General features: G+C 49.3%; 11 protein-coding genes. 1 reads left to right on the forward strand and 10 read right to left on the reverse strand.

All coding sequences use genetic code 11. The features are described from left to right. Nucleotides 1-197: 197 nt before the first annotated feature. The 6 genes from I6E38_RS02750 to rbr all read right to left on the reverse strand — a co-directional run bounded on the left by I6E38_RS02750 (nucleotide 198) and on the right by rbr (nucleotide 5,939). On the reverse strand, nucleotides 198-665 hold the full coding sequence (locus tag I6E38_RS02750) for an HU family DNA-binding protein (RefSeq protein ID WP_235392560.1): 468 nt from the start codon (nucleotides 663-665) through the stop codon (nucleotides 198-200). Nucleotides 666-890: 225 nt separating this feature from the next. Beyond that, nucleotides 891-2,054, reverse strand: a complete 1,164-nt coding sequence (locus tag I6E38_RS02755; protein WP_235392561.1) for a MalY/PatB family protein — start codon at nucleotides 2,052-2,054, stop codon at nucleotides 891-893. A gap of 693 nt (nucleotides 2,055-2,747) precedes the next feature. Further along, nucleotides 2,748-3,590, reverse strand: a complete 843-nt coding sequence (locus I6E38_RS02760) for a DUF3737 family protein (protein ID WP_235392562.1) — start codon at nucleotides 3,588-3,590, stop codon at nucleotides 2,748-2,750. Beyond that, entirely contained in the window at nucleotides 3,578-4,984 is a 1,407-nt protein-coding gene (locus I6E38_RS02765; protein ID WP_235392563.1) for an MATE family efflux transporter, read from the reverse strand. Before I6E38_RS02765 ends, I6E38_RS02760 begins: the two co-directional genes overlap by 13 nt. Nucleotides 4,985-5,208: 224 nt before the next feature. Continuing rightward, nucleotides 5,209-5,373, reverse strand: coding sequence for a rubredoxin (locus I6E38_RS02770; RefSeq protein WP_177726445.1), 165 nt, complete (start codon nucleotides 5,371-5,373; stop codon nucleotides 5,209-5,211). A gap of 26 nt (nucleotides 5,374-5,399) precedes the next feature. Next, nucleotides 5,400-5,939: a rubrerythrin gene (gene rbr / locus I6E38_RS02775; RefSeq protein ID WP_235392564.1), complete on the reverse strand. Its 540-nt coding sequence runs from the start codon at nucleotides 5,937-5,939 to the stop codon at nucleotides 5,400-5,402. A 189-nt stretch (nucleotides 5,940-6,128) separates the two neighbouring features. On the opposite strand from rbr, the gene I6E38_RS02780 reads away from it, so the two are divergent. Beyond that, entirely contained in the window at nucleotides 6,129-7,019 is an 891-nt protein-coding gene (locus tag I6E38_RS02780; protein WP_235392565.1) for a helix-turn-helix domain-containing protein, read from the forward strand. A gap of 16 nt (nucleotides 7,020-7,035) precedes the next feature. Here I6E38_RS02780 and mutS read toward each other — a convergent pair whose 3' ends face one another. The 4 genes from mutS to I6E38_RS02800 all read right to left on the reverse strand — a co-directional run bounded on the left by mutS (nucleotide 7,036) and on the right by I6E38_RS02800 (nucleotide 11,876). Next, complete coding sequence (mutS, locus tag I6E38_RS02785) at nucleotides 7,036-9,669, reverse strand: DNA mismatch repair protein MutS (protein WP_235392566.1); 2,634 nt, start codon at nucleotides 9,667-9,669, stop codon at nucleotides 7,036-7,038. A gap of 39 nt (nucleotides 9,670-9,708) precedes the next feature. Next, entirely contained in the window at nucleotides 9,709-10,344 is a 636-nt protein-coding gene (locus I6E38_RS02790) for an O-methyltransferase (protein WP_235392567.1), read from the reverse strand. Next, on the reverse strand, nucleotides 10,341-10,760 hold the full coding sequence (gene aroQ, locus I6E38_RS02795; RefSeq protein ID WP_235392568.1) for a type II 3-dehydroquinate dehydratase: 420 nt from the start codon (nucleotides 10,758-10,760) through the stop codon (nucleotides 10,341-10,343). Before aroQ ends, I6E38_RS02790 begins: the two co-directional genes overlap by 4 nt. 144 nt (nucleotides 10,761-10,904) lie before the next feature. Next, nucleotides 10,905-11,876 (reverse strand): TPM domain-containing protein, encoded by a 972-nt coding sequence (locus tag I6E38_RS02800; protein ID WP_235392569.1) that lies wholly within the window; start codon nucleotides 11,874-11,876, stop codon nucleotides 10,905-10,907. Nucleotides 11,877-11,878 lie beyond the last annotated feature (2 nt).

An 11,878-nucleotide genomic window follows, 5' to 3' on the forward strand; every position in this document is an offset into this window, starting at 1 on the left:
ATAATAATTGCTTGTTTTTCTTACCTTTTACGTTGTAGGGAATGTTGCTCGAACATGCAAATTTATAGTATTTTTCTCAAAAAAAAGACCTGCTTGCCATATTTTTAGCCGTGTAGTCAGTCAACGACGGTTTAAAATATGCCAGCAGGCCTTTTTGTTCAATTAATATTTATGTCGTATGTCATGTGTGTTGAGGCTTACTCGCCAACAACCACAGCTTCGTCCTCATTCAGGGTTTGCTGTTCCTTGCCCTTTAGGCTTTCATAGCTGTCAGCCTCCTTCACCTTCAGTCCGGCAAGAAGAGCCTTGACGTGGTTGCCGTTGGCATCGATAGTGGTCTCGGGCATGAAAAGCACACGCGAACCAATTATATCCGAAGTGCTGAACTCCTTGGCGCTGGTGGCACCCTTTGAGCGTAGAGCCACCTTAAACGAACCAATGCCGTCAATCTTCACCTTGTTGCCACGCTGCAACTCCTGACGTATCACCTCCGAAAGTTCGGTCAGTACAGCTACGATGTCCGACTTCTTTACGGTACTGTTGTTCTGCATCACCTCTGCGAGTTCCTTGATGCTTACGGTCTCACGATAAGTAGCGCGAGCATAATACTTTCCGTTAGTCTCACCCTTACGATTGCTCTGATAGATCTTGAAATTTACTGCCATAATTCTTCAATGTTAAGTGTTAAATGTTAATTGTTAAGTGTTTTGTGTTTGTGTTTTTCTTGGTAGAGCACGAGTAGTGCGGACTTAGTCGACATCAGTCCGGCGGATGCATCCATTTTGTATGCTCTGCCTTTCAGCAATCAGTATGTTTCTGATTACGTTTGCAAAGGTATAAACTGGCGCAAGCGATGTCAAGTGTTTGGCAGTATTTTTTTGAAAAAGTTTTTATTTCAGCCCTTCTACGATTCTCTTCACTCCCTCTACGAGCCTTTCTCGTGGGCACGCCATATTGATGCGGATGAAGTGTTCGCCTTCTCGTCCGTACATGCTTCCGGCATTCACCCATACCTTGTGCTCTCGTAGCAGTCGTTCTTCTATTTCTTCAGATGTCTCGTCTATCGCCGAGCAGTCTACCCATGCCAGATAGGTGCCTTCCATGCGCATTACGGGCAGATGTGGCAGGGCTTCAGCCATGTGCTGTAGCAGCCATTCGTAGTTGGCGGTGATGTACTGGCGCAGTCCGTTGAGCCATTCCTCGCCTCCGTCGGTGTATGCCGCCATAAGCGCTTCTACTCCGAACGGATTGACATCGCACACCTCGTTGATGTTGATGGCACGGTCGATGCGCTCGCGCACCTGGGTGTCGCGGCATACGATGTTGGCTATTTGCAGACCGGCTATGTTGAACGCCTTCGACGGCGAGCAGCAGGTTATTGAGCCGTGACTCAGCTCGTTGGGCAGCGACCCGAACGGTGTGTACTTATTGTCATGTAGTGTCAGCTCGCAGTGTATCTCGTCCGACACTACGCGCACGCCGTGCTTGCAGCACAGCTCAGCCACACGTGTCAGTTCTGAGCGTGTCCACACACGTCCGCCGGGATTGTGCGGATTGCACAGCAGCAGGAGTCGGGCACGCTCGTGCGACAGCTTTTTGTCCAAATCGTCAAAGTCAATCTCATAGCGCAGCTTCTCCTTATTATATATAAGGGCATTCGATACTATTTCGCAGCCGTTGTTGCGTATGCTCGAATAGAAGCAGTTGTACACCGGGCCCTGCACTATCACCTGGTCGCCCGGCAGCGTGAGCGCCTTGATGACGGCTGATATGGCGGGCACTACGCCCGACGTGTATATGATGTCAGACGGAGTGAAGTGCCATTGGTGACGGCTTGCAAACCATCGGCACACCGCCTCGTAGTAGGCATCGGGCACACGTGTGTATCCGAATATGCCGTGAGCCACCCGGCGCTGCAACGCCTCGGTTATGGCGGGATAGGTCTCGAAGTCCATGTCTGCCACCCAGAGGGGTATGACATCGTCCGACGGAGCCGAGTCCCACTTGTAGGAATTGGTGTGACGGCGGGATGGCGCAGAAAGCTTATAACTCATAATACATAATAAATATTTAAAGATTATTTTGTGATAATATAACTGGCTATAATGACAAATATTGTTGGAAGTAAACTAGCTATCAACGACTTGATTAAAGGTATGTTTTCTCTGATATACAAAATTGTTATTAACATATAATACATTACAAACCAACACTGCAACCATTTTTCTAATCTTTTCCATAATTTTTATTTTTTATAAAACAATATAAAAGTACTGAAATAAGCAAAGACAACAATAACAACAATAGTATTATCATCTGATTTTTAATATACATAGAACCTATACCCAAACAACACGTTGTAGGTAACAGCAACAAGAATAGTGTTACAGGACTTGTGAGTGGTTCCTTTAAAGGAGAAAAAAATTTAGGCATCATCATAATCTTACCTTTTATTATTACACAATCAAACTATTACACAATTATCTTTCAGGAAATATATGGTTAGCACATATTAGTCGTACAATATTCAATATATCCTTGATATTCATTTGCATTGATACAACATGAAAATCTATAAGATGTGGAAAAGGTACATATAAAATATGAGAAAATCACTTATTTAACGAAAACAATTTCATATTTTTATTTTCAAATTCTAAAATAAAAAACTTAGTAACATTATATTACCATTTACCGTCCCCACAATATATAATATTGCGGGGATGGTATGGCTATTTCATAATCAATTATCGTGTCAGAATCTGGCAGTCGGCAGGCTGCTTAATGTTCTTGTCGATTATTACTTCGCCTATGCTGTCTGCCACGATTTTGCCCGATGTAGGGTTCTTTATGCTCTTGATGTGTCCGCGTATGTCCGCCTGGAGAGTGGAATATTCGAAGGCTCGGTCGCATTCGGGGTCGAAGGTGCAGTTCTCAAGCACCAGATCCTTGGCGTAGCACAGCGGTTGCTCGCCCGAGATGTGGCAGTTGACCAGTCGCAGTCCGCGCGAATGCCAACCGAGAAACTCGCCGTTGAGCTCCGAGTCGTACACGGTTACGTTGTCAACCTCCCAGAATGAGTCCTTGGTGTCGATTTTGGCGTTGTGTATCTCTATGTCACGCGAGTACTGGAAAACGTATTTGGCATCCGACTGCAGTCCGTCGACCTTGATGTTGCGGCAGTGCATGAAGGGATAAGTGCCCTCGTGCAGCACCACGTTCTCAAGCGTCAGTCCGTCGATGCCCCAGAATGTCTCGTCGGCATCGTTGATTGTGATGTTCTTGAGCGAGAGGTTCTTCATTTCGCGGAAGAACTTCGGACCGTTTATTACGCAGTCCTCCATGTGCATGTCGTCCGAATACCAGATAGCAGAACGCGATCCGGGCGCGAAATAGCAGTTGCGTATGTCCGAACCCTTGACGTGCCACAATGGGTATTTGCCCTCGAAGTAACAGTTGCGGCACACGATGTTGCTACACTCCTTGATGCCCGATTCACCAAAAGTGATGCGAACGTGGTCGAGCTCCACGTTGTGTATTTCGAAGAGAGGACGCTCTCCGCCGAATACCTTGTTAGTTATCTTTTCCATAATGTCAATTTTACTAAGAATATCACTCCCCTGAACGTCAGTTCCAGACACATGGCGAGCCATACGCCGCGCAGTCCCATCGACGGTGCGAGCATGGCAGCGAGCGTAATGCGTACTCCCCACATCGATATGAGGTTCATCACGCTTGGCGCTATAGTCTTGGCGGCACCCACAAACACTCCGTAGCTGATGATGGCTGCACCGAACATCGGTTCGGCGAATGCCTCAATGCGCAGCACCTCTACGCCGAGCTGGCGTACCTCTTCCGACGGCGTCATCATAGCCATGGCAAACGGCGAACCCACGTACATCACCACGCCCATCACTGTCATTATGCCCATGCCTAATGCCACGCTGAGCCAAGCGAAGCGCTTCATCAGTTCGTATCTTCCGGCACCCATGCTCTGGCCTACAAGCGTTGTGGCGGCATCGCTCACACCGTAGCCCGGCATATAGCACAGACTCTCCACAATGATGCCAAACGAGTTGGCTGCAATGGCGAAGGTGCCCAGTGGTGCAATGATTATGGTGGTGACGATATATGCCGAGGTCATGATGGTCTGCTGTATGCCCATCGGCAGTCCGATGTGCAGAGCACGCTTCACCACATCCCATGTAGGCAGGAAACGTCCGCTGTCTATCTTCAGCGACAGCTCCTTGTTGCGGAAGCAGAGTATGTACATCGTTATGGATGCTGCAACGAGTTCGGCTGAAGCCGTGCCTATTGCCGCTCCCACCACTCCCATGCCCGCTCCGGGCAGCGTGAGCGACATGCCCAGCACGTCGACGGTGCGCGTGTGGAAGATGAGGAAGAAGTTGAACACCACGTCGAGCGACATCATCACCACGCTCATTATGCTCGGCACGAGCATGTTGCCCGAACTGCGTAGCATTCCACTACCGAACATCGAGAATTGGAATATGGGCAGGGCGGTTGCTACAATGGCAAAATATGCCGACGACGTAGCGTTGATGCTGGCGTTGCCGCCCAACCACGAGGGCAGGAACGGACTGATGGCGAGTGCCACTATGCCGATGAGCGCACTCACCACGAGCACCGACATGATGCCTTGGCGCAGTGTGGAACGTGCCTTTGCTGCATCGTTGGCACCCAGCTGGTGACTCACCTGTACGTAGAATCCCGCTGCTGCTGCCGAGCACAGACTGCCCAGTAGCCACATTGTGGTTTCTATCAAGCCTATCGCCGCCGAAGCCTCTGCACCCAGACTGCCCACCATCGACGCATCGATATACTGCATCATCGTCGTTGTGAGCTGCGCCAGAATGGCGGGAGTGGCAAGACTCAGCACGAGACGCGCCTGCTCGCCGAGTGTCATCGGCTTGCCCTTGCGTATCATGGCGAGTAGTTGGTCTTTTTGTTTGTTGATTTTCATAGGATCCTAATTTCACTGCTAAGTTACAAAAGAATGGCGATATGTGCAACCACGTTAGGCTATTATCCATAATGGAGGTTAGAAAAACAGAAATATATATACTAAGGCACCTGCTGAAAAATAATTCTTAAACCTTTATGGAATGGAAAATAATAGGAGGGTGTGCATTCTAACGATAGAATGCACACCCTCCATAATTAGGAATCTATAGATATGTTATTGTCTTACTCCTCTACTGGAGAGAACTCGTCCTTTCCTACTGAGCAAAGAGGACATTCAAAATCATCGGGAAGATCCTCAAATGGTGTACCTGCCGGTATGCCAGCTTCTGGCAATCCTACTGCTGGGTCATACTCCCAACCGCATACGTCGCATACATATTTTTTCATATTTCTTTGTTTTTAGGGGTTTATATTTAGAAATTATCCACATGCACCTCAAAGTAAGCCTTTGGATGTGAGCATGTGGGGCAGATCTCTGGAGCCTCGGTTCCTACTACGATGTGACCGCAGTTGCGGCATTCCCATACTTTCACCTCGCTCTTCTTGAACACTTCCTGAGCTTCAACGTTGCGCAGGAGAGCACGATAACGCTCTTCGTGACGCTTCTCGATAGCTGCTACAAGGCGGAATTTCTGTGCCAATTCTTTGAAACCTTCCTCTTCGGCTGTCTTTGCAAAGCCTTCGTACATATCGGTCCACTCGTAGTTCTCGCCTTCGGCTGCCGCAGCAAGGTTCTCGGCTGTGCTGCCAATGCCGTTAAGCTCCTTAAACCACAACTTAGCATGCTCCTTCTCGTTGTCGGCAGTCTGCTGGAAGATAGCAGCTATCTGCTCAAAACCGTCCTTCTTAGCACGTGATGCGAAATATGTATATTTATTACGAGCCTGTGATTCACCAGCGAAAGCTGCTGCGAGGTTCTTTTCTGTCTGTGTGCCTGAATATTTATTTGCCATAGTCGTATTGTTTTATTTAAAATGTTATTGTTTTCTTTATCTGATGCAAAAGTACTGATAATTATTAGATTAACAAAATAAATATCGGCAAATGAATAGTATATTTCGGCATGGTGACATATTTTTCCGTTTGGTTTGCTGAAATTTACCATTTGTTTTGTAATTTTACACTCAAATAACAGATATACTATGACAACAGAAGAACTTAATAGCAAGTATTCCAACGTGTGCAATATGTCACGCGGCAATGGATTCAGGGTGGAACGGATGCCCGAATTGTTTGATACAAGCGATATAGACGACTGTATGGCGCACGTTCATTCTTTCTATGAGATACTATGGTTTCAGGAAGGAACGGGCGTTCATACCGTCGATTTCAATGATTATGAAGTGGCTCCAGGCACCATCTTTTTCCTTGCGCCTGGACAGGTGCATCATTTTGACAGGAAAGAGGGCTATAAAGGTGTGGCTATAAAGATGTGTACCGACCTGATGAAGGACAATCAGTCAGGAGGAAATGTCGACAGTTTTTTCCTGAAGTACAACTCGTTCCATACCTATGATTCTACACCCTATTACAAAATAGACGACCGGACTGCACGGATGATTATGCCGTTGGTCGACGACATGGAGGAGGAATCAAGCCACTATGGCGAACTGGGCAATGTAGATATACTGAAATCCCTGCTCTGCATATTCCTCGTCAAGATACAGAGGTATGGCATACATGAGGATGGCAAAAACCTTGACATGCTTAAGCCGTCACATCGACTGTTTATCCAGTTCCGCCGTATGGTGGAGGAAGAGTACAATCGTCTTCATACTGTGCAGGAATATGCCGACCGTCTGAATGTGGCTGTACGCACACTTAACAAGAGTGTGAATGAATGTTCGGGTAAATCGCCACTCGCCTTTATTAATGAGCGCATCATTCTGGAGGCAAAGCGAATGGCGAAATACACCAATATGATGATTAAGGAGATAGCTGCCAGTCTGGGATATGACGATCCTTCCTACTTCGTAAAGCTCTTCAAGCGCCAGACTGGCTTTCTCCCATCAGAGTTCCGCGACTTGCAGTAACTTTGTCTTCCTATTGTCACGACCTTCCCGTCACGATTTTCTTTATCTCGTTGAGTTTGTTGAGAGCCTCGACGGGGGTGAGGTTGTTTATGTCAAGACCGAGAATCTCGTCGCGTATCTGACAGAGCACGGGGTCGTCGAGTTGGAAGAAGGAGAGCTGCATGCCTGCTGAGGCTTTCTGACCGAGGTTCTGGCGCGACTCCACTCCAACGCTGGCGTTGTCAGCCTCCAGCTGCTTCAGTATGGTGTTGGCACGGTTTACTATCGACTTTGGCATACCGGCAATCTCAGCCACGTGTATACCGAACGAGTGCTCCGAACCGCCTCGCATCAGCTTACGCAGGAATATCACCTTGCCGTTCAGCTCCTTCACGCTCACGTTGTAGTTCTTAATGCGCGAGAAGTTCTTCTCCATCTCGTTCAGTTCGTGATAGTGAGTGGCGAAGAGAGTGCGTGCCTGTGCGCCTTGATGCTCATGCAGATATTCCACGATAGCCCACGCTATGGAGATGCCGTCGTAGGTCGACGTGCCTCGTCCAAGCTCGTCGAAGAGCACGAGCGAGCGTGGTGTGACGTTGTTGAGAATGTCAGAAGCCTCCGTCATTTCCACCATAAAGGTCGATTCACCTAATGATATGTTGTCCGATGCACCCACACGTGTGAAAATCTTGTCTACGAGTCCTACATGAGCCGACTCTGCCGGAACGAAGCATCCCATCTGAGCCATGAGCGTTATGAGCGCAGTCTGGCGTAGGAGAGCCGACTTACCAGCCATGTTCGGACCCGTAATAATCATTATCTGCTGCTGTTCGGAATCCAGTTCGATGTCGTTAGGCACATATTCCTCACCCATAGGCAGCTGCGTTTCTATCACGGGATGACGTCCTGCCTTAATCTGAAGCACACAGTCGTCAGCCACAACGGGGCGCACATAGCGGTGCTCTTCGGCTGCCTTTGCAAACGAGAGGAGGCAGTCGAGTCGTGCAATGATGTTGGCGTTTATCTGTATCTGTGGTATGAACTCAGCCATATCGGTGACGAGTTCGGTGAAGAGACGGGTTTCTAAGGCGAGTATTTTCTCGTCGGCTCCCATTATCTTCTCCTCATATTCCTTCAGTTCCTGAGTTATGTAGCGCTCGGCATTGGCAAGAGTCTGCTTGCGTATCCACTCCTGCGGCACCTGGTCCTTGTACGTATTGCGCACCTCAAGATAGTATCCGAACACGTTGTTATATCCCACCTTGAGCGACTGTATGCCCGTCTTCTGCGCTTCTTCTTCCTGAATGCGCAGCAGATAGTCTCTTCCTCCGCGCGAGATGGAGCGCAGTTCGTCGAGTTCGGGCGAGAATCCGGCTGCAATAACGTCGCCCTTGTTGATGAGCTGAGGCGGATCGGGCTGTATTTCACGCTCAATGCGTTCGCGAAGCGACTCGCATAGGTTCAGACGTTCGCCTATTGAGCGTATCTCTTCATTGTCGCTGTATAGGCAGGCGGTCTTTATCGGGATGATGGCTTGCAATGCCAGCTTCAGTTGTACAACCTCGCGTGGCGACACACGTCCTACAGCCACCTTGGATATGATGCGCTCCATGTCGCCTATACGATGCAGATTGTCGTCAATGGTCTGTCGGAAATCGGGCTTACGGAAGAATGTCTCCACCACATCCAGGCGCTTGTTGATAGAAGCAACGTCCATAAGCGGGAACACAGTCCAGCGTTTCAGCATGCGAGCACCCATTGCTGTCGTGGTGCGGTCGATAACATCGAGCAGCGAAACGCCGTCGTCCTGCATCGACTGCAGAAGTTCCAGGGAGCGTATGGTGAATTTGTCGAGTCTGACATAGCGGTCCTCTTCAATTCGGCGCAGCGATGTAATGTGTCCCAAGTGGGTGTGCTGCGTCATTTCAAGATACTGCAATATGGCACCGGCAGCAATCACTCCGAGCTTCAGATGTTCAACGCCGAAACCCTTAAGCGACTTCGTTCCGAAATGCTTAAGCAACTTCTGTCGTGAACTTTGCTCCGTTAGCATCCAGTCGTCGAGCTGGAAAGTACACCAATGATTGCCGAAATGCTCCTCAAACTGCGCCTTCATCTGTCGGTCGTGCAGCACCTCCTTAGGCTGGAACGACGCAAGCAGCTTCTCCACATAGTCGAAAGTACCCTCGCCGGTGAGAAATTCTCCGGTAGAGATGTCGAGAAAAGCCACGCCACACTGAGCCTTTGTCATGAACACGGCAGCAAGGAAGTTGTTCTCCTTATAGTTGAGCACGTTGTCGCTCATAGCCACTCCGGGCGTGACAAGTTCCGTAATGCCACGCTTCACGAGCGTCTTTGTGAGTTTAGGGTCTTCCAGCTGGTCGCATATAGCCACACGTTTGCCAGCCCTGATGAGCTTAGGCAGATAGGTGTCGAGAGCGTGGTGAGGAAATCCAGCCATCTCCATTGCTGCGCTTGAAGGGTTCTTTCCGTTGGAGCGTCGAGTCAGAGTGATGCCGAGAATCTTAGCCGCTTCAACGGCATCGCTCGAATAAGTCTCGTAGAAGTCGCCGCAGCGGAACAGCAGGAGTGCGTCGGGATGCTCGTTCTTGAACGTGTAGAACTGTCGCATCATAGGTGTCAGTCCGTCGTCATTCTTTTTCTGAGCCATATAATATAGTAGTGGTTCTTTTGTAAGCCTTTAATGTCTTTAATCCTTTTTTCTGATAAGCGTCAGTCCGTCGCGCAACGGCACTATCACCTGCTCAACACGGTTGTCGGCAGCAACGTGGTCGTTGAATTGTCTGATGCCTTGTGTCTGATGGTCGTGGTCGTAAGCCGGGTCGGTGACATGACCGTCCCACAGCGTGTTGTCGGCAATGATATATCCTCCGGGTCGCAACAGTCGTAGCACCATCTCGTAAGTCTCGACATACGTACGTTTGTCGCCGTCGACAAAAGCGAGGTCGAACGTCACGCCAAGCTTAGGCGCTTCAATGTTGGCGTCGCCTATGCGGAAGTCTATCTTGTCAGCCACGGGCGAGTTTTCAATCCACGGACGGGTGAAGTCTTCCATCTCGTCGTTTATCTCAAACGTCCACACCTTTCCTCCTTCGTCCAATCCTTCAGCCATGCAGATGGCGCTATAGCCCGAGAAGGTGCCCACCTCAAGAATGTTCTTGGGGCGTATCATGCTCACAAGCATCTTCAACAAGCGTCCTTGCAGATGTCCCGATGCCATGCGTCCGTGTATGGTATGGATGTTGGTGGCGCGGTAGAGGCGGTACAGATAGTCGCCTTCGGGTGCTGAGTGTGCCAGTACGTACTTCTCTATTTCTTCAGTCATAACGCTTTGATTGCTTCGAGTGCCAGACGATAAGAGTCCATTCCGAATCCGCATATTACGCCCAGACAGGCGCAAGAAATCATCGACTTGTATCGGAACTCCTCACGTTTGTGCACATTGCTTATGTGTACCTCGATGACAGGACTCTTAAGCGAGCGTATGCAGTCCTGCAATGCTATGCTGGTGTGGGTGTATGCACCGGCATTGAGTATAATGCCGTCTACCGAGAATCCCACTTCCTGCATCTTGTCGATGAGGCATCCCTCTATATTGCTCTGATAATAGTCTATCTCTACGTCGGGATATTGCTTGCGCAATGTGTCGAGATAAGCCTCGAATGTACTGCTACCGTATATTCCCGGTTCGCGTGTGCCCAACAGATTGAGGTTGGGACCGTTTATGATTTGTATTTTCATAATTCGAATTTTGAGTTTTGAATTTTGAGTTGTTGCCGATGGCAATTTTGAGTTTTGAATTTTGAGTTTTGAATTCCTAATTCATCAATTCCTAATCGGCGCAGCCGACAATTCAACATTCCACATTCCTAATTCCACATTCTCTTACCATCCCGATGTTGCTCCGCCGCCACCCGTTGAGCCGCCTCCGAAGCTTCCACCGAATCCGCCTCCGAATCCGCTTCCGCCTCTGTTGCCACCGCCCAGCATCGAACCGAGTATGGCACCAGTAGCCATAGCGTTGCCGTTATCGTTCTCGTCGGAATCCTTGGTTACGGTGTTGCCGCAGTACTTGCATATGTATGTGGTGCGCAGTATTCGACGCACTATGCGTCCATTCTGGTCTTTCACCACCAGATGCTGCTCCTTCACCTTGCGCAGGGCGCTGCGTTTTTTGCATTTAGGACAGCGTTGCAGCGAGCCCATAGCATAAATGAATATCAGCATTGTTACTACTATGGCCAAGAGAGTAATCATGATCGTCGATATGTCGTCCTCGCCGCTGTCCTCTTCTGCTTGCATCGAGCCGTCGAGAGTCTTCGCTACGGCACGAACGCCGCTTACCATACCGCCATCCCAGTTGCCTTTCTTGAAGCGTGGTATCATTAATGTAGTCTGAATGCGCTTCGACATGGCGTCGGTCATAGTGCCTTCGATGCCATAACCGGTAGTAAATCGCACCTTCTTCTGGTCCATAACGAAGAGGATGAGCAGTCCGTTGTCGCTCTTCTTCTTGCCTATTCCCCACTTGCGGAACAGTTCGTGGCCAAAGTCGAAGATGTCCTCTTCGCCTATGCTTGGCAGCATCACTACAGCCGTTTCTATGCCCGTGCTCTTCTCCAAGCGTCCGAGCATGGCGTTGATAGAGTCGCGAGCTGCAGTAGAGAGAATAGCCGTAGGGTCAGTCACATACTGGCGTGCATCGCTGAGGCGCACGTTGGGCACGTCGTCGATGGTGTATTGCTTGGTCTCTGCGGCAGCAGTTGCCGTAAAGACAAAGAGCAGGGCTGCGATAAGAAGCCCCGCTCCCTTCACCCTTCCCCTAAGGGAGTGGTATAGAAAGTTTCCGATGTTCATTG

Source organism: Leyella stercorea (assembly GCF_021531355.1).
Taxonomy (GTDB): domain Bacteria; phylum Bacteroidota; class Bacteroidia; order Bacteroidales; family Bacteroidaceae; genus Prevotella.

Excerpts from the sequence above, each read along its gene's own strand:
- I6E38_RS02750 (WP_235392560.1), bottom strand. The coding sequence starts at position 665 with ATGGCAGTAAATTTCAAGATCTATCAGAGCAATCGTAAGGGTGAGACT.
- I6E38_RS02755 (WP_235392561.1), bottom strand. The coding sequence starts at position 2,054 with ATGAGTTATAAGCTTTCTGCGCCATCCCGCCGTCACACCAATTCCTAC.
- I6E38_RS02760 (WP_235392562.1), bottom strand. The coding sequence starts at position 3,590 with ATGGAAAAGATAACTAACAAGGTATTCGGCGGAGAGCGTCCTCTCTTC.
- I6E38_RS02765 (WP_235392563.1), bottom strand. The coding sequence starts at position 4,984 with ATGAAAATCAACAAACAAAAAGACCAACTACTCGCCATGATACGCAAG.
- I6E38_RS02770 (WP_177726445.1), bottom strand. The coding sequence starts at position 5,373 with ATGAAAAAATATGTATGCGACGTATGCGGTTGGGAGTATGACCCAGCA.
- rbr (WP_235392564.1), bottom strand. The coding sequence starts at position 5,939 with ATGGCAAATAAATATTCAGGCACACAGACAGAAAAGAACCTCGCAGCA.
- I6E38_RS02780 (WP_235392565.1), top strand. The coding sequence starts at position 6,129 with ATGACAACAGAAGAACTTAATAGCAAGTATTCCAACGTGTGCAATATG.
- mutS (WP_235392566.1), bottom strand. The coding sequence starts at position 9,669 with ATGGCTCAGAAAAAGAATGACGACGGACTGACACCTATGATGCGACAG.
- I6E38_RS02790 (WP_235392567.1), bottom strand. The coding sequence starts at position 10,344 with ATGACTGAAGAAATAGAGAAGTACGTACTGGCACACTCAGCACCCGAA.
- aroQ (WP_235392568.1), bottom strand. The coding sequence starts at position 10,760 with ATGAAAATACAAATCATAAACGGTCCCAACCTCAATCTGTTGGGCACA.
- I6E38_RS02800 (WP_235392569.1), bottom strand. The coding sequence starts at position 11,876 with ATGAACATCGGAAACTTTCTATACCACTCCCTTAGGGGAAGGGTGAAG.